The organism is Pseudomonas hunanensis (assembly GCF_013393325.1).
GTDB lineage: Bacteria > Pseudomonadota > Gammaproteobacteria > Pseudomonadales > Pseudomonadaceae > Aquipseudomonas > Aquipseudomonas putida_P.
Genome location: NZ_QJRC01000073.1, coordinates 26,444 through 43,562 on the forward strand (window position 1 = coordinate 26,444; position 17,119 = coordinate 43,562).

General features: G+C 61.3%; 14 protein-coding genes. All 14 read left to right on the forward strand.

Annotation, left to right across the window (positions count from 1 at the left end; genetic code table 11):
- The first annotated feature begins 7 nt into the window (after positions 1-7).
- The 14 genes from flgK to fliG all read left to right on the forward strand — a co-directional run bounded on the left by flgK (position 8) and on the right by fliG (position 17,092).
- Positions 8-2,050, forward strand: coding sequence for a flagellar hook-associated protein FlgK (flgK, locus tag DM807_RS06390; protein ID WP_179027171.1), 2,043 nt, complete (start codon positions 8-10; stop codon positions 2,048-2,050).
- A 13-nt stretch (positions 2,051-2,063) separates the two neighbouring features.
- On the forward strand, positions 2,064-3,626 hold the full coding sequence (locus tag DM807_RS06395; protein WP_179027172.1) for a flagellar hook-associated protein 3: 1,563 nt from the start codon (positions 2,064-2,066) through the stop codon (positions 3,624-3,626).
- A gap of 287 nt (positions 3,627-3,913) precedes the next feature.
- Complete coding sequence (locus DM807_RS06400) at positions 3,914-4,843, forward strand: ketoacyl-ACP synthase III (RefSeq protein ID WP_012273519.1); 930 nt, start codon at positions 3,914-3,916, stop codon at positions 4,841-4,843.
- Between the two features lie 407 nt (positions 4,844-5,250).
- The gene (locus DM807_RS06405) at positions 5,251-6,702 is read left to right on the forward strand and encodes a flagellin N-terminal helical domain-containing protein (protein WP_179027173.1); all 1,452 of its coding nucleotides are present in this window, start codon (positions 5,251-5,253) and stop codon (positions 6,700-6,702) included.
- A gap of 76 nt (positions 6,703-6,778) precedes the next feature.
- Entirely contained in the window at positions 6,779-7,129 is a 351-nt protein-coding gene (locus DM807_RS06410; RefSeq protein ID WP_060493038.1) for a flagellar protein FlaG, read from the forward strand.
- 83 nt (positions 7,130-7,212) lie between these two features.
- Complete coding sequence (gene fliD, locus DM807_RS06415; protein ID WP_179027174.1) at positions 7,213-8,601, forward strand: flagellar filament capping protein FliD; 1,389 nt, start codon at positions 7,213-7,215, stop codon at positions 8,599-8,601.
- Between the two features lie 127 nt (positions 8,602-8,728).
- The gene (fliS, locus tag DM807_RS06420) at positions 8,729-9,130 is read left to right on the forward strand and encodes a flagellar export chaperone FliS (protein WP_012273515.1); all 402 of its coding nucleotides are present in this window, start codon (positions 8,729-8,731) and stop codon (positions 9,128-9,130) included.
- Positions 9,111-9,440 carry a flagellar protein FliT gene (fliT, locus tag DM807_RS06425; RefSeq protein WP_060514512.1) on the forward strand — a complete coding sequence of 110 codons (330 nt, stop codon included), beginning with the start codon at positions 9,111-9,113 and terminating at the stop codon, positions 9,438-9,440. The genes fliS and fliT overlap by 20 nt, the downstream gene beginning before the upstream one ends.
- A gap of 168 nt (positions 9,441-9,608) precedes the next feature.
- A complete protein-coding gene (gene fleQ / locus DM807_RS06430) occupies positions 9,609-11,084 on the forward strand; it encodes a transcriptional regulator FleQ (protein ID WP_060514511.1) in 1,476 nt (491 codons plus the stop codon).
- A 209-nt stretch (positions 11,085-11,293) separates the two neighbouring features.
- A complete protein-coding gene (locus DM807_RS06435; RefSeq protein WP_060493034.1) occupies positions 11,294-12,511 on the forward strand; it encodes a sensor histidine kinase in 1,218 nt (405 codons plus the stop codon).
- Positions 12,511-13,866: a sigma-54-dependent transcriptional regulator gene (locus DM807_RS06440; RefSeq protein WP_012273511.1), complete on the forward strand. Its 1,356-nt coding sequence runs from the start codon at positions 12,511-12,513 to the stop codon at positions 13,864-13,866. The genes DM807_RS06435 and DM807_RS06440 overlap by 1 nt, the downstream gene beginning before the upstream one ends.
- Positions 13,867-13,953: 87 nt before the next feature.
- Complete coding sequence (fliE, locus tag DM807_RS06445) at positions 13,954-14,286, forward strand: flagellar hook-basal body complex protein FliE (RefSeq protein WP_179027175.1); 333 nt, start codon at positions 13,954-13,956, stop codon at positions 14,284-14,286.
- Positions 14,287-14,301: 15 nt separating this feature from the next.
- Entirely contained in the window at positions 14,302-16,080 is a 1,779-nt protein-coding gene (fliF, locus tag DM807_RS06450) for a flagellar basal-body MS-ring/collar protein FliF (RefSeq protein WP_012273510.1), read from the forward strand.
- Positions 16,073-17,092 (forward strand): flagellar motor switch protein FliG, encoded by a 1,020-nt coding sequence (gene fliG, locus DM807_RS06455; protein WP_003254434.1) that lies wholly within the window; start codon positions 16,073-16,075, stop codon positions 17,090-17,092. The genes fliF and fliG overlap by 8 nt, the downstream gene beginning before the upstream one ends.
- Positions 17,093-17,119: the final 27 nt, after the last annotated feature.

Genomic DNA, 17,119 nt, shown 5'->3' on the forward strand with positions numbered 1-17,119 from the left:
CTAAATCATGTCGAGCCTGATTTCGATCGGCCTGAGTGGCCTGAGTGCCAGCCAGGCGGCCTTGTCGGTAACCAGTAACAACATCGCCAACGCCGCGACCAGTGGCTATTCGCGCCAGCAGACGATTCAGGCAGCGGGGGCCTCGCACAACATCGGCGCCGGGTTCCTGGGTACAGGTACCACGCTGGCGGATGTGCGCCGCATTTATAGCTCCTACCTGGACAACCAACTGCAGACCGCCACCTCGTTGCAGGCGGACTCGGTTGCCTTCCAGGACCAGATCACCAGCATCGACAAGCTGCTGGCCGACCGTGACACCGGCATCAGCTCGGTGCTCACCGCATTCTTCTCGGCGCTGCAGACCGCAGCGGCCAAGCCCGGTGACGTCGCTTCGCGCCAGCTGCTGCTGACTCAGGCGCAAACCCTGAGCAACCGTTTCAACGCAGTGAGCACCCAGCTCACTCAGCAGAATGCCACGATCAACTCCCAGCTCGACACCATGGCCGGCCAGGTCAACAAGCTGACCGCCAGCATTGCCGAGTACAACAAGCAGATCGCCGCGGCCAGCGGCACTGGCAACACCCCCAACAGCCTGCTGGATGCGCGCAGTGAAGCGGTGCGTCAGCTAAACGAGCTGGTGGGCGTCACGGTGCAGGAGCGCGACGGCAACTACGACGTGTACTTGGGCAGCGGCCAGTCGTTGGTAACCGGCAACAAGGCCAACACCCTGTCGGTAGAGCCTGGTGCTGCCGACAAGAGCCAGGCCAGCCTGCGTATCAACTACGAGTCGTTCAGCTCTGATGTGACCTCGGTGGTGACCGGTGGCGCGATCGGTGGCCTGTTGCGCTATCGCCAGGATGTGCTGACGCCGTCGATGAACGAGCTGGGGCGCGTTGCCCTGGTGGTGGCTGACAGCATCAACAGCCAGTTGGGGCAGGGCCTGGATGCCAATGGCCAGTTCGGCAGCTCGCTGTTCTCCAGCGTCAACAGTGCCACTGCCCTTGCACAGCGCAGCCTGGCCTCGTCGAACAACAGTTCCGGCTCTGGCAATCTGGATGTGACCATCGCCAACAGCGGTGCGCTGACCACCTACGACTACGAGGTCAAGTTCACCAGCGCCAACCAGTACAGTGTGCGCCGTTCCGACGGCACCGACATGGGCAGCTTCGACCTCAACGCCGACCCGGCGCCGGTGATCGACGGCTTCAGCCTGTCGCTGAACGGTGGCGGCCTGGCGGCCGGCGACAGCTTCAAGGTTATCCCTACGCGCGCTGCGGCCGGCAGCATCACCACCACCCTGACCGATGCCAACAAGCTGGCCTTCGCCGGGCCCATCAGCGCCACCTCGGGCAGCGGCAACAGCGGCACGGGCACCATCACCCAGCCGACCCTGGGCGAATCGCTGGACATCTACGGCGGTGCCGACACCGCACTGATCCAGCAGTCGATTCGCGACTCGATGCCGGTGCGCGTGGTGTTCGATGCTGCCAGCGGTGGTTCTCAAGGCTACAAGTTGTTCGATGCCAAGGGCACCCAGATCGGCACTGGCAGCGTGGTGCCGGGTACGGACAACAAACTGTCGATTGCCGTGCCGATGCTCGATGCGGCCGGAAACCCAATCAAGGATGCCAGCGGCAACCCGCGTACCTTCAGCGTCGAGACCACTATCGGCGGCAGTCCGGCAGCCAATGACAGCTTCACCCTGTCGTTCAATGCCGATGGCAAGGCCGACAACCGTAACGCCACGGCGCTGCTGGGCTTGCAGACCAAGTCGACGGTCAACACCGGTTCTGGCGGCGGCACCAGCTTCACCTCGGCTTATGCTTCGCTGGTCGAGCGCGTAGGTGCCAAGGCCAACCAGGCGACCATCGACACCACGGCGACCGAGGCAGTGCTCAAGTCCGCCAGTGAGAGTCGCAGTGCGGTGTCCGGGGTCAACCTGGATGACGAAGCGGCCAGCCTGGTCAAGTTCCAGCACTACTACACGGCGTCGTCGCAGATCATCAAGGCGGCGCAAGAAACCTTCAGCACCCTGATCAATGCTTTGTAAGGAGTAGACTCTCGTGCGTATTTCCACTGCTCAGTTCTATGAGGCCAGCGCCAGTAGCTACTCCAAGAACTTCTCCAGCATGAACAAGACCAACGATCAGGTGACGTCGGGTATCCGTATCCAGACCGCCGCCGATGACCCGGTCGGTGCTGCGCGCCTGCTGCTGCTGCAACAGCAGCAGGCGCTGTTGGACCAGTACAGCGGCAACATCAATACCGTCAGCAATTCGCTGCTGCAGGAGGAGAGCGTGCTCTCCACCATCAACGACGCCATGCAGCGCGCCAGCGAGCTGGCGATTCGCGCCGGTGGCGCTGGGGTTACCGACTCTGATCGCACAGCCATCAGCACCGAGCTGAAAGAGATCGAGGCCAATATCTTCGGTTTGCTCAACTCGCGCGATGCCAACGGCGACTACATGTTTGGCGGCTCCAAAAGCACTACGCCGCCCTATGTGCGCAATTCCGATGGCACCTACAGCTACCATGGCGACCAGACCCAGCTGAGCTTGCAGGTGTCTGATACCCTGAGCCTGGCTACCAACGACACGGGTTTCAGCATCTTCGACTCGGCCAGCAACAAGAGCCGCACCCAGTCGACCCTGCTGGTGCCTGCCACCGACGATGGCGTGGTCGGGGTGTCGTCAGGCCTGATGACCTCGAGCACCAGTTACAACAACAGCTTCACGGCAGGCCAGCCGTACAAGTTGACCTTCACCAGCGCAACCCAATACACCATCACCGATGCCAATGGCCGGGACGTTACGTCTGAAACCCCTACCAACGGTACATTCGACAGCAAGACGGAAGGGGCCAACCGCATTGCCCTGCGTGGCGTGGAGTTCGAAATCACCGTTACCCTGGAAGAGGGCGCTGATGCCGATGCGGCGGTGGCGGGGCGCGAGTTTTCCCTGGAGGCACGCCCAGACTCGTTCAATGCCACGCGTAACGGCAACAACACGTCCAGTGCCCAGATCACCAGCAGCAGCGTGACCGACGAAGCTGCCTATCGCAGCACCTTCCCCAGCAATGGCGCGGTGATCAAGTTCACAGGTCCTGGCGCTTACGAGCTCTATGCCCAGCCGCTGACGGCCGATAGCAAGGCGATAGCCACGGGTACCTTTACCGCGCCGTCGTTGACCGTGGCCGGGGTGACTTACCAGGTGGCCGGTTCGCCGGAGGCGGGTGACCAGTTCGCGGTCACTGCCAATACCCACCAGAACCAGAACGTGCTGGAAACCATCAGCCAGCTGCGTGCTGCGCTGGACACGCCGGTGACCGGTGCTGGCTCGGCCAATGCGTTGAAGGACGCGGCAGCTTCGGCCATCGCCAACCTGGCCAGCGCCCGTGAGCAGGTGGACATCACTCGGGGTTCGATCGGCGCCCGTGGCAACTCGCTGGAGATCCAGCGCCAGGAGAACACCAGCCTGGGCCTGGCCAACAAGACCACCCAGAACGCCATCGGCAACACCGACATGTCGCAGGCGGCCATCACCCTGACCTTGCAACAGGCCATGCTGGAGGCCTCGCAGCTGGCTTTCTCGCGTATTTCCCAGCTGAGCCTGTTCAACAAGCTTTAAGCTGCCCTTTCGCGACACAAGGCCGCCCCCACATCGGCCTTGTGTCCGCCTGGTCATTCCTCGAATTCCCCAGTCTCCACACCATTGGCACGGCTTTCGTAGCATTTCAATGTGACCAATGAGTCAAAACGGTCATCTTCCCTGTATTCTATGCAGCAGCTGTTGCAGCATTTTGTTACCGGTGCGCAGGCGAGCTCTGCCTTCAACCCCTGGCGGTGACGCTCCGGTATTTGGCGCCCTCAATTCATCGAGTGGTGGTCTTTGGCTGTTTTCATTGGGAAGCCAGAATGATTGGCATCAAAAGCATCGCGAGTTACGTGCCCACCGCTGGCCTGGACAACTACGTCCAGGGTGCGAAGTTCGGCAAGGACGAAGAGTTCATGTTCGGCAAGATCGGCGCCTCGTTCCTGCCGCGCAAGGCCGAAGAACAGGAAACCTCCGACCTGTGCGTGGAAGCCGCCCGGGCCCTGTTCGCCAGCAACCCCGACCTTGATCCGCAATCGATCGATGCGTTGATCGTGGTCACCCAGAACGGTGACGAAGAAGGCCTGCCGCACACCGCCGCCATCGTCCAGAGCAAACTTGGCCTGTCGACCCGCGTGGCGGCGTTCGACGTGTCGCTGGGCTGCTCGGGCTACGTGTATGGCCTGTATGCGATCAAGGGCTTCATGGAGGCGGCAGGGCTGAAGAATGGCCTGCTGATCACCGCCGACCCGTATTCGAAGATCGTCGACCCGGAAGACCGCAACACCACCATGCTGTTCGGCGATGCCGCCACGGCTACCTGGATGGGCGAAGATGCGGTGTGGAACCTCGGCCAGGCGCGTTTTGGTACTGATGGTTCCGGTGCCGAGCACCTGAAGGTCACCGATGGCAAGTTCTTCATGAACGGCCGCCAGGTGTTCAACTTTGCCCTGGTCAAGGTGCCGGCGCACCTGCACGAACTGCTGGATGCCAGCGGCCTGAAGTCGTCGGATATCGATGCCTTCTGCATTCACCAGGGCAGTGCGGCGATTGTCGACGCCGTGGCGCGACGTTTCGAAGAGCAGCACCCGGAGAAGTTCGTCAAGGACATGCTGGAAACCGGCAATACCGTGTCCTCCAGTGTGCCGCTGCTGCTGCAGAAGCACATGCTCGATGGCAGCTGGAAGCGTGTGGCCATCAGTGGCTTTGGCGTGGGCCTGTCGTGGGGCTCGGCCATCCTCTATCGCGACTGATGCTCTCAGCTTCAAGAAAAGCGCCCGGCGGCTACCGCCCGGCGCTTTTTTATTGCCTGCCATAAAGCGCTGGCTTGGTGCGCGCTCTGTGGGAACGGGTTCACCCGCGAACACCGGCGACGCCGGTGCCATCCACCGTGTCGCCTTCTTCGCGGGTAAACCCGCTCCCACAGGGATAGCGGGTTGTGCAAAAAGCGGTATTCAGCCCGTTACACAAGGTTTTTGACGCCAATAAACCGCCCTTAAACCCTTGATTTCCCAAGGCTGGCCCCATGCCAGCATTTTTTTTTCGAAAAACCCCTCAAGCAACCCGCGCACCCGACGATAACTATTACGAAGGTTCTCTAGGCCAATCCGGCGGTTGCCAAGGCCGGAAGCCGCAGTACCCATCCAACGAGGATTTCGTCATGGCTTTAACTGTAAACACCAACATTGCGTCGATCACCACCCAAGGCAACCTGACCAAGGCCAGCACTGCCCAGACCACTTCGATGCAGCGTCTGTCCTCGGGTCTGCGCATCAACAGCGCCAAAGATGACGCTGCCGGCCTGCAGATCGCCAACCGTCTGACCAGCCAGATCAACGGCCTGGGCCAGGCTGTGAAGAACGCCAACGACGGTATCTCGATCGCCCAGACAGCTGAAGGTGCAATGCAGGCTTCGACCGACATCCTGCAAAAAATGCGTACCTTGGCCCTGTCCTCGGCTACTGGCTCCCTGAGCGCCGACGACCGTAAGTCGAACAACGACGAATACCAGGCTCTGACCGCTGAGCTGAACCGTATTTCGGACACCACCACCTTCGGTGGCCAGAAACTGCTGGACGGCTCGTACGGCACCAAGGCCATCCAGGTTGGCGCCAACGCTAACGAAACCATCAACCTGGCGCTGGACAACGTTTCGGCCAAGAACATTGGTTCGCAGCAGATCAAGAGCGTTGCCATCACCCCGACCCAGAATGGTGTTGATGCTGGTGATATCGACATTACCGGTAACGGCCAGTCGGCAACGGTCAAGGTTGCCCAAGGCGATTCGGCTAAAACCATCGCAGCCAACATGAGCGGTGCGATCGGCGGCCTGACTGCCAGCGCCAGCACCGAGGCCAAATTCGAAGTTGATGCTACTGCAATCGCAGCTGGTACTCCTAAATCGGCCAACTTCGAACTGACCGTCGGCGGCCAAACCGTCAAGTTCGTTGGCGTGACCGACACTGCAGGCCTGGCTGATCAGCTGAAGTCCAACGCAGCCAAACTGGGCATCAGCGTCAACTACGACGAAAGCAACGGCGGTTCGCTGTCCATCAAGTCCGACACCGGTGAGAACCTGGTCTTCGGCAACAGCGATGCTACCGCTCAGGCTGGCATCAAGGTAAACGTCAAAGACGGTAACGGTGACTACGCTGCTGCCGGTACTGCCCTCCTGGCTACTGACCTGACCGTAACTGGCCAGGTATCGCTTGACTCGGCCAAGGGCTACTCCCTGACCGGCGCTGGCGTAACCAAGCTGTTCGCTACTGGTACTGGCACTGCCGCTACTTCGGTCAAGACCACTATCGCTGATACCGATGTAACTGATGCCGTCAACGCTCAGAACGCTCTGGCCGTTATCGACAAGGCCATCGGTTCGATCGACAGCGTCCGTTCGGGCCTGGGTGCTACCCAGAACCGTCTGCAAACCACCGTCGACAACCTGCAGAACATCCAGAAGAACTCCACCGCTGCCCGCTCCACCGTGCAGGACGTGGACTTCGCTTCGGAAACTGCCGAGCTGACCAAGCAGCAGACTCTGCAACAGGCTTCGACTGCAATCCTGTCGCAGGCTAACCAGCTGCCATCTTCGGTCCTGAAACTGCTTCAGTAATTCAGGCGCCTGAGTAAAGGGTGAAAGGGCGCGTTTACGTGCCCTTTTGCCCTTTTTGACATGAGGAGTTCGAAACATGGACATGAGTGTCAAGCTGAGCCAGGTGTATCCGTCCGTGTTACCCCAGGCGCCAGTCGCTGATCGGGACCCCGCTGCACCTGCCAAAGTGCAGGAAGCCGCCGCCCCCGAAAAACAGCCGCACTCGCGCGAAGACCTGGAAAAAGCGGTTGGCGAGATTCGAGATTTCGTCCAGTCGAGCCAGCGTCAGCTGGATTTTTCCATTGATGATTCAACTGGTCGGGTCGTGGTCAAGGTAATTGCCACCCAGTCCGGTGAGGTGATCCGACAGCTGCCGTCGGAGCTTGCGCTGAAGTTGGCGCAAAGCCTCAGTGAAGCCAGCAGCCTGCTGTTTGATGATCAGGCATAGGCTGGCATGATTTTTGTTGCTGTCGACCCTTTGATGGATTTATCCGCCAAGGATCCGGCAGCTACTGAACAAGGAGAGCAATGATGGCAGGTACAACAGTCAGCGGTATTGGCTCGGGCATCGATACCCAGGCGATCGTCGAATCCCTGGTGGCCGCGCAGAAAGCGCCGAAGCAGGCGCAAATCAATACCCAAACGCTGAAGGCAACCACCACGTTGTCCTCTATCGGCAAGATTCAGGCGGCTTTGGACGCGTTCCGCGGCGCTTTGACCAATATGTCCGATAACAACAGCTTTGGTGGCCTGAGCCTAAAGTCCTCGGATGAGAAGGTGGCGACCGTGACCATGGGCACCGGGGCTGCCAATGGTTCGTTCAAGTTAATTGTCGACAAGCTGGCGACGGCGTCGAAGGTTTCGACCAAGGTTTACGCCAATGGTGCGGGCTCGGTAGTAAACTCCGGCAGCACGCCGACCACCTTGACGATGACTCAGAATGGCAAGGCTTACGATCTCAGTGTTCCTGCCGGTGCAACCTTGCAGCAGGTGCGCGATAGCATCAATAGCCAGTTTGGTACGGCGGGTCTGAGTGCCAACGTACTGACGGATGCCAATGGCTCGCGTCTGGTTGTTACCTCTACCAAGATGGGCGAAGGCTCCGACATTACGCTTTCGGGCAACTCGGGTATCGATACCGGCTATACCGTGGTCGAAGAGCCGGCAGACGCCGAGTACACGCTCGACGGTGTTGCCATGAAGTCCAAGACCAACGACATCAACGATGCCGTCAGCGGGCTCAATATCAAATTGGTGGGTACGTCGCCGACAAGCGCTACGAGTGGTGAAAAGACAGCGACCATTCTCTCGCTGACCACCAGCTCCACCACCTTGAAGTCGGGTCTCAAGGGTTTCATTGATAGCTACAATGCCTTGCTCACTGTGATGAACGCAGAAACCAAGGTCACCAAGAATGCCGATGGCTCCATGACTGCTGCGGCGCTGACCGGTGATGCCACGATGCGCACGTTGATGACTTCCATTCGTGAAGAGCTCAACGCAGTATCCGGCAACGGTACCTTGAAATCGCTCGCCGCCTTCGGTGTTACCTCCGCTCAGGACGGCGGTGCGCTAAGCTTGGACGACAAAAAGTGGGACAAGGCTGCTTCCACCAATGCTGCGGACCTGACCAGTATCTTCAATGGCAAGGATGGCCTGCTGGCACGCCTGCAAAAGGTGACCGAGCCTTTTGCCAAGGCCAGTACCGGCACCCTCGCCGAACGCTCCAAGGTCCTGAGCGAAAGCCTGACCAAGCTGAAGACCGAGCAGGACACCCTGGACGCCCGTATGGAAGCCCTGCAGAAGAGCCTGCAGGACAAGTACAACAACATGGATACCCTGGTCACCCAGCTGCGCCAGCAGCAGAATTCCGTGCTCAGCACCCTGAACGCGCTGAACAAGTCGAACAGTGACGATTAATCCGTGAACATTGCATGGAGTCCGGGCATGATGCCGGGCTTCATGTCATCGGCCGGTAAAGTTTTTCGCCGCCTGCCCGATACAAGGAATATCTCCCCCTTAAGCCTGCCCGTCACGAGGTCGCAAGATGAATCCCATGAGAGCCCTTCGTCAGTACCAGAAGGTCAATTCCCATGCCCAGATTTCCGAAGCTACGCCGCATCGCCTGGTGCAGATGCTGATGGAAGGCGGTCTCGATCGCATGGCGCAGGCCAAGGGTGCCATGGCGCGTGGCGACATTGCGGAAAAGGGCCTGATGCTCGGCAAGGCGATCGACATCATCATTGGTCTGCGCGATGGCCTGCAGCCTGAAAAGAGTGAAAACCCCGAGTACGTTGAAAAACTCGACGCCCTCTACGTTTACATGACCAACCGCCTGATGCAGGCCAACGTGGACAACGATGCCGGCATTATCGACGAAGTTGCCCAACTGCTGATTACCGTGAAAAGTGGTTGGGATGGCATTGCCGATGCTCAGCCTGCCAGCTGAAGGCAAGGAGATTACCGTGACCGCACTGCAACGCCTCGATGACACCTGCGACGCCCTGATCGGCGCCTTGGGTGAGCGTGACTGGGAAGCCATCGCCAAGCTGGATGTGGCGTGCCGCACGTGCATTGACGAGGTGCTGGCAACCCACGCGATGGACCAGGCGTTGCTGCGCGAGAAGCTGGAAGGGGTGCTGCAGGTCTACCGCAACCTGATCGACGTGACAACCGGTGAACGCCAAGCAATTGCCGAAGAGATGATGCAGATCAATCAAGCGAAAAATGCTTCGAAGGTTTACCATCTGTTCAGTTAAGATGCGCACAACTTAACAAAAGGCGCCATAAATTTGACTGTGTGGGCCTTTTTGACTTTACTAGTGGCTGTTTTCGAATTTCAGACGTCCGAACACTGACCATTCAGTCGGAATGATGTCGAGCATGCCCCTGCAGGGCGCCGATATGACTAGGGAAGTTGCTATTGCATGTGGCGTGAAACCAAGATTCTGCTGATCGATGACGACAGCGCGCGCCGCCGCGACCTTGCGGTGGTGCTGAACTTCCTCGGCGAAGAAAACCTCGCGTGTGCCAGCCATGACTGGCAGCAGGCGGTGGAGCCTTTGTCCTCGAGCCGCGAAGTGCTGTGCGTGCTCATCGGTACCGTAAATGCTCCGGGCAACCTTCTTGGGCTGCTTAAGACAGTGGCTGCCTGGGATGAGTTCCTTCCGGTTCTGCTTTTAGGTGAAATTTCTTCTGCAGAGTTGCCAGAGGACCTTCGCCGCCGGGTACTTTCCAACCTGGAAATGCCGCCAAGCTACAGCCAACTGCTGGATTCGCTGCACCGTGCTCAGGTTTACCGCGAAATGTACGACCAGGCGCGCGAGCGCGGTCGCCAACGCGAGCCCAACTTGTTCCGCAGCCTGGTAGGCACCAGCCGTGCCATCCAGCATGTGCGGCAGATGATGCAGCAAGTGGCCGATACCGACGCCAGCGTGCTGATCCTGGGTGAGTCGGGCACTGGCAAGGAAGTGGTGGCGCGCAACCTGCACTACCATTCCAAGCGCCGTGAAGCGCCATTCGTACCGGTCAACTGTGGTGCGATCCCGGCTGAGCTGCTGGAAAGCGAACTGTTCGGCCACGAGAAGGGTGCCTTTACCGGGGCAATCACCAGCCGTGCCGGGCGTTTCGAGCTGGCCAATGGCGGCACCCTGTTCCTCGACGAAATCGGTGACATGCCGTTGCCGATGCAGGTAAAGCTGTTGCGCGTGCTGCAAGAGCGCACCTTCGAGCGCGTGGGTAGCAACAAGACCCAGAGCATCGATGTGCGCATCATCGCCGCGACGCACAAAAACCTCGAAAGCATGATCGAGGACGGCACCTTCCGTGAAGACTTGTACTACCGCCTGAACGTGTTCCCCATCGAGATGGCGCCGTTGCGTGAGCGGGTGGAAGACATCCCGTTGCTGATGAACGAGCTGATTTCGCGCATGGAGCACGAGAAGCGCGGGTCCATTCGCTTCAACTCTGCGTCGATCATGTCGCTGTGTCGCCACGGCTGGCCGGGTAACGTGCGTGAGTTGGCCAACCTGGTCGAGCGCATGGCGATCATGCACCCGTACGGGGTGATTGGCGTGTCTGAACTGCCGAAGAAATTCCGCTATGTCGACGATGAAGACGAGCAGATGGTCGACAGCCTGCGCAGTGATCTGGAGGAGCGCGTGGCCATCAATGGCCACACGCCGAACTTCAGCAACCATGCCATGCTGCCGCCTGAAGGCCTGGACCTCAAGGACTACCTCGGCAGCCTGGAGCAGGGGCTGATCCAGCAGGCGCTGGACGATGCCAACGGTATCGTTGCGCGCGCAGCGGAACGTTTGCGTATTCGTCGTACCACGCTGGTGGAGAAGATGCGCAAGTATGGTATGAGCCGCCAGGGTGGCGAGGATCAGGCAGAAGATTGACCTTGTTGGGGGTGGTGTTCGCCTCGGCTTCTTTGGTGCCTGTCAGATCGAGTGCCGCCCGCGCGGCGCTCGATTTCCGCCCCACCACATCCCTCAGTCATGGCCGAGTCATGCCCCAGTTATACATTTAACCCCATCCCCGGCACGGCTATTGCTACACCGCTGGCAACACACCGTTTTTATGACGGTCAGCCACGCGAGAGAGCACGATGCCCCAGGCCGCCCACATAACCCGAGCCCCCGATCAACAGGGGCAAACCCCGGTCGAGCAGGACAGCCGCCTGGGTATCGAGCAAGCCTTCACCCTGTTCAATCAGGTATCCAGCCAGCTGAGCCAGTCCTACAGCCTGCTCGAAGCTCGGGTCAGTGAGCTCAAGGGTGAGCTGGCCGTGGTCAGCGCCCAGCGCATTGACGAACTCAGCGAAAAAGAACGCCTGGCCAACCGCCTGCAGAACCTGCTGGACCTGCTGCCTGGCGGGGTGATCGTGATCGATGGTCAGGGCCTGGTGCGCGAAGCCAACCCGGCCGCCTCCCAGCTGCTTGGCGAGCCGCTTATCGGCCAATTGTGGCGCCAGGTAATCGCCCGCAGCTTCGCCCCGCGCAAGGATGACGGCCACGAAGTCTCACTGCGCGACGGCCGCCGCCTGTCGATCGCCACTCGCTCGCTGGATGCCGAACCCGGCCAGTTGGTGCTGCTCAACGACCTGACTGAAACCCGTCGCCTGCAAGACCAGCTGGCACGTCACGAGCGTCTGTCGTCGCTGGGGCGCATGGTCGCCTCGCTGGCCCATCAGATCCGCACACCGCTGTCGGCCGCCATGCTCTACGCCAGCCACCTGGCCGATGACGAGCCGGCACTGAGCGCGGAAACCCGCCAGCGCTTCGCCGCTACCTTGAAAGAGCGTCTGCATGAGCTGGAGCACCAGGTGCGTGACATGCTGGTATTCGCCCGTGGCGAGTTGCCGCTGGGTGATCGGGTGACCCCGAAAGCCTTGTTCCAGGCCCTGCAGCAAGCGGCCCAGGCGCATGTGCAGGGGCACGCCGTGCGCTGGCAGTGTGACAGCCACCTGGGTGAGCTGCTGTGCAACCGCGACACCCTGGTCGGCGCTTTGCTCAACCTGATCGAAAATGCCCTGCAGGCCAGCGACGGCCCGGCGCGGCTCAAGGTGCACCTGTACCGCCGCGAATGCAGCTTGCACCTGTGCGTCAGCGATGCCGGCAGCGGCATCGATGCTGATTTGCTCGGCCGCCTGGGTGAGCCGTTTCTTACCACCAAGGCCACAGGTACGGGCTTGGGCCTGGCTGTAGTCAAGGCGGTGGTGCGGGCGCACCAGGGCACGATCAACCTGCGCTCGAAGGTAGGCCGTGGTACCTGCGTGCGGGTAGAACTGCCCTTGATCGACGGGCAATTGGCGGAGGGTGTGTAATGGCGGTCAAGGTGCTGCTGGTCGAGGACGACCGCGTATTGCGCCAGGCGCTGGGCGATACCTTGGAAATCGGCGGTTTCGCCTACCAGGCCGTGGGAAGTGCTGAGGAGGCGCTGGAGGCTGTGCGGGGTGACGCCTTCAGCCTGGTGGTCAGTGACGTGAACATGCCTGGCATGGATGGGCATCAGCTGCTGAGCCAGCTGCGCCGCCAGCAACCACAGCTGCCGGTGTTGTTGATGACGGCGCACGCTGCCGTCGAGCGTGCGGTCGAGGCCATGCGCCAGGGCGCCGCCGATTACCTGGTCAAGCCGTTCGAGCCCAAGGCGCTGTTGAGTCTTGTGCAGCGCCATGCCGCCGGGCGAGTGACCGGCGAAGAGGGGCCGGTGGCCTGCGAGCCGGCCAGCCGCCAACTGCTGGAGCTGGCCGCACGGGTTGCGCGCAGTGACTCGACCGTGCTGATTTCCGGCGAGTCCGGTACCGGCAAGGAAGTGCTGGCGCGTTACATTCACCAGCAGTCGCCACGTGCCACGCAACCCTTCGTCGCGATCAACTGCGCGGCGATCCCCGACAACATGCTCGAAGCCACCCTGTTCGGCCACGAGAAGGGGGCGTTCACCGGCGCTATCGCCGCCCAGGCCGGCAAGTTCGAGCAGGCCGAAGGCGGCACCCTGCTGCTCGACGAAATCTCGGAAATGCCCATGGCCTTGCAGGCCAAGCTGCTGCGCGTGCTGCAGGAGCGCGAAGTGGAGCGGGTGGGCGGCCGCAAGCCGATCAGCCTCGACATTCGTGTGCTGGCCACCACCAACCGTGACCTGGCGGGGGAAGTGGCAGCTGGGCGCTTTCGCGAAGACCTGTACTACCGCTTGTCGGTGTTCCCGCTGGCCTGGCGCCCGCTACGTGAGCGCCCAGGCGATATCCTGCAGCTGGCCGAGCGCTTGCTGGCGCGGCATGTGGCCAAGATGAAGCATGCCCCGGTGCGCCTATCGCCGCAGGCGCGCGCTTGCCTGCAGGCCTATGCCTGGCCAGGCAATGTGCGCGAACTGGACAACGCGTTGCAGCGGGCGCTGATCCTGCAACAGGGTGGCGTGATCGAGGCGGCGGATTTTTGTCTGGCAGGCGCCATTCCGTTGTCGGCTGGCACGGAGCCATCGCTTGAGGTGGCCGCTGAGGCCGGCGGTCTGGGTGATGACATGCGCCGCCACGAGTACCAGATGATCATCGACACCCTGCGCGCCGAGCGCGGCCGTCGTAAAGAAGCGGCCGAACGCCTGGGGATCAGCCCGCGTACCTTGCGCTATAAGCTGGCGCAGATGCGTGATGCCGGGTTTGACGTCGAGGCCAGCCTTTTCGGTTGAGCTGCAAGGCTGGCACCTTTGTTGCTTTACGTAGGCTATTCGCCGCATGAGTGTCAAAAAAATGCGGCCGCAGGAGAGAGAAGGGTCATGAGCCAAGGTGTTGAATTCAATCGTCTGATGTTGGACATGCGGGCCATGCAGGCCGATGCCATGTCGCTGCCCAAGGTCACCGCAGCACCAGAGCTGGCGCCTGGGCAAAGTACCTTCGCCGACATGCTCGGCCAGGCCATCGGCAAGGTGCATGAGACGCAGCGGGCTTCGACCCAACTGGCCAACGCCTTCGAAATCGGCAAGAGCGGCGTCGACCTGACCGACGTGATGATCGCTTCGCAAAAGGCCAGCGTGTCGATGCAGGCCATGACCCAGGTACGCAACAAGCTGGTCCAGGCGTATCAGGACATCATGCAGATGCCGGTTTGAGGACGGATGTAACCCATGGCTGAAGCAGTCGTCGAAAACGCCCCCGCCAAGGCTGGCTCGCCAGCGGCCAAGCCGCCGTTGTTTGGCATGGCGTTTCTGGAAAACATCTCGCAGATGCCCATGCTGCGCCAGATTGGCCTCATGGTTGGCCTGGCGGCCAGCGTGGCCATTGGCTTTGCCGTGGTGCTGTGGTCGCAACAGCCCGATTACCGTCCGTTGTACGGCAGCCTGTCGGGCATGGACACCAAGCAGGTCATGGATACCCTGGCCGCTGCTGACATCCCCTACAACGTGGAGCCCAACTCGGGTGCTCTGCTGGTCAAGGCCGACGACCTCTCCCGTGCGCGCCTGAAACTGGCAGCCGCCGGCGTAGCGCCAAGCGACGGTAATGTCGGTTTCGAACTGCTCGACAAGGAGCAGGGCCTGGGCACCAGCCAGTTCATGGAGGCCACTCGCTACCGCCGCAGCCTCGAAGGCGAACTGGCGCGCACTGTTTCCAGCCTGAACAACGTCAAGGCCGCGCGCGTGCACCTGGCCATCCCGAAAAGCTCGGTGTTCGTGCGTGATGAGCGCAAGCCCAGCGCTTCGGTACTGGTCGAGTTGTACCCGGGGCGCGCCTTGGAAGCCGGGCAGGTGATGGCCATCGTCAACCTGGTAGCCACCAGTGTGCCGGAACTGGACAAATCCCAGGTCACCGTCGTCGACCAGAAGGGCAACCTGCTGTCCGAGCAGATCCAGGATTCATCACTGACCCAAGCCGGCAAGCAGTTCGACTACAGCCGCCGGGTAGAGAGCATGCTCACCCAGCGTGTGCACAACATCCTGCAGCCGGTGCTGGGCAACGACCGTTACAAGGCCGAAGTGTCCGCCGACCTCGACTTCAGCGCGGTCGAGTCCACCTCCGAACAGTTCAATCCCGACCAGCCGGCACTGCGCAGCGAGCAGTCGGTCGATGAACAACGTGCCAGCAGCCAAGGCCCGCAAGGCGTGCCAGGCGCGCTGAGCAACCAGCCGCCGGGCGCCGCGTCGGCACCGCAAACCACCGGTGGCGCTGCCACGCCAGCTTCGGCCATTCAGCCGGGCCAGCCGCTGGTCGATGCCAACGGCCAGCAGATCATGGACCCAGCCACCGGCCAGCCGATGCTCGCGCCGTACCCGTCAGATAAACGTCAGCAAAGCACCAAGAACTTCGAACTGGACCGTTCCATCAGCCATACCCGCCAGCAGCAAGGCCGCATGACCCGTCTGTCGGTGGCGGTGGTGGTGGACGATCAGGTCAAGCTCGACCCTGCCACGGGTGACGCCACCCGTGCGCCGTGGGCTGCCGAGGACCTGGCGCGCTTTACCCGCCTGGTGCAGGACGCCGTCGGCTTCGATGCCAGCCGTGGCGACAGCGTGACGGTGATCAACGTGCCGTTCGCCGCCGACCGTGGCGAGGAAATCGCCGACATCGCCTTCTACCAGCAGCCGTGGTTCTGGGACATCGTCAAGCAGGTGCTGGGTGTGGTGTTCATCCTGGTGCTGGTGTTCGGTGTGCTGCGGCCGGTGCTCAACAATATTACAGGGGGCGGCAAGCAGGCTGCCTCGGATAGCGACATGGAGCTGGGCGGCATGATGGGTCTGGATGGCGAGTTGGCCAACGACCGCGTCAGCCTGGGTGGCCCGACAAGCATTCTGCTGCCTAGCCCGAGCGAGGGTTACGAGGCACAGCTCAACGCAATCAAAGGCCTGGTGGCCGAAGACCCGGGCCGTGTCGCCCAGGTCGTGAAAGACTGGATCAACGCCGATGAGTGATAACCGAGCCGTTACCGCCAAGCTGAGCCGCGTCGACAAAGCGGCGATCCTTCTGCTCTCGCTGGGCGAGACCGATGCGGCCCAGGTGCTGCGGCACATGGGGCCCAAGGAAGTGCAGCGGGTGGGTGTGGCCATGGCGCAGATGGGCAATGTGCACCGTGACCAGGTCGAGCAGGTGATGAGCGAATTCGTCGACATCGTCGGCGACCAGACCAGCCTGGGCGTGGGGTCCGACGCGTACATCCGCAAGATGCTCAACCAGGCGCTGGGCGAGGACAAGGCCAATGGCCTGGTCGACCGCATCCTGCTTGGCGGCAACACCAGCGGCCTGGACAGCCTCAAGTGGATGGAACCACGCGCCGTGGCCGACGTGATCCGCTACGAGCACCCGCAGATCCAGGCCATCGTGGTGGCCTACCTCGACCCTGACCAGGCTGGTGAAGTGCTGAGCAACTTCGACCACAAGGTGCGCCTGGACATCGTCTTGCGCGTGTCGTCGCTGAACACCGTGCAGCCGGCGGCGCTGAAGGAGCTTAACCAGATCCTCGAGAAGCAGTTCTCGGGCAACTCCAACGCCGCACGCACCACCCTGGGTGGTATCAAGCGTGCTGCCGACATCATGAACTTCCTCGACAGCTCGGTGGAAGGTGCGCTGATGGATGCGATCCGCGAAATCGACAGCGACCTGTCGGAGCAGATCGAGGACCTGATGTTCGTCTTCAACAACCTGGCCGACGTCGACGACCGGGGTATCCAGGCACTGCTGCGCGAAGTGTCGTCCGACGTGCTGGTGGTGTCGCTCAAGGGTGCCGACGAGCGGGTCAAGGACAAGATCTTCAAGAACATGTCCAAACGTGCCTCGGAACTGCTGCGCGACGACCTGGAGGCCAAGGGGCCGGTGCGGGTCAGCGACGTGGAAACGGCGCAGAAGGAAATCCTCACCATCGCCCGTCGCATGGCCGAGGCCGGCGAGATCGTGCTCGGCGGCAAGGGTGCCGAGGAAATGATTTAAGCGGCAAGCTTCACGCTTTGACCAACA

Excerpts from the sequence above, each read along its gene's own strand:
- flgK (WP_179027171.1), top strand. The coding sequence starts at position 8 with ATGTCGAGCCTGATTTCGATCGGCCTGAGTGGCCTGAGTGCCAGCCAG.
- DM807_RS06400 (WP_012273519.1), top strand. The coding sequence starts at position 3,914 with ATGATTGGCATCAAAAGCATCGCGAGTTACGTGCCCACCGCTGGCCTG.
- DM807_RS06405 (WP_179027173.1), top strand. The coding sequence starts at position 5,251 with ATGGCTTTAACTGTAAACACCAACATTGCGTCGATCACCACCCAAGGC.
- DM807_RS06410 (WP_060493038.1), top strand. The coding sequence starts at position 6,779 with ATGGACATGAGTGTCAAGCTGAGCCAGGTGTATCCGTCCGTGTTACCC.
- fliD (WP_179027174.1), top strand. The coding sequence starts at position 7,213 with ATGGCAGGTACAACAGTCAGCGGTATTGGCTCGGGCATCGATACCCAG.
- fliS (WP_012273515.1), top strand. The coding sequence starts at position 8,729 with ATGAATCCCATGAGAGCCCTTCGTCAGTACCAGAAGGTCAATTCCCAT.
- fliT (WP_060514512.1), top strand. The coding sequence starts at position 9,111 with ATGCTCAGCCTGCCAGCTGAAGGCAAGGAGATTACCGTGACCGCACTG.
- fleQ (WP_060514511.1), top strand. The coding sequence starts at position 9,609 with ATGTGGCGTGAAACCAAGATTCTGCTGATCGATGACGACAGCGCGCGC.
- DM807_RS06435 (WP_060493034.1), top strand. The coding sequence starts at position 11,294 with ATGCCCCAGGCCGCCCACATAACCCGAGCCCCCGATCAACAGGGGCAA.
- DM807_RS06440 (WP_012273511.1), top strand. The coding sequence starts at position 12,511 with ATGGCGGTCAAGGTGCTGCTGGTCGAGGACGACCGCGTATTGCGCCAG.
- fliE (WP_179027175.1), top strand. The coding sequence starts at position 13,954 with ATGAGCCAAGGTGTTGAATTCAATCGTCTGATGTTGGACATGCGGGCC.
- fliF (WP_012273510.1), top strand. The coding sequence starts at position 14,302 with ATGGCTGAAGCAGTCGTCGAAAACGCCCCCGCCAAGGCTGGCTCGCCA.
- fliG (WP_003254434.1), top strand. The coding sequence starts at position 16,073 with ATGAGTGATAACCGAGCCGTTACCGCCAAGCTGAGCCGCGTCGACAAA.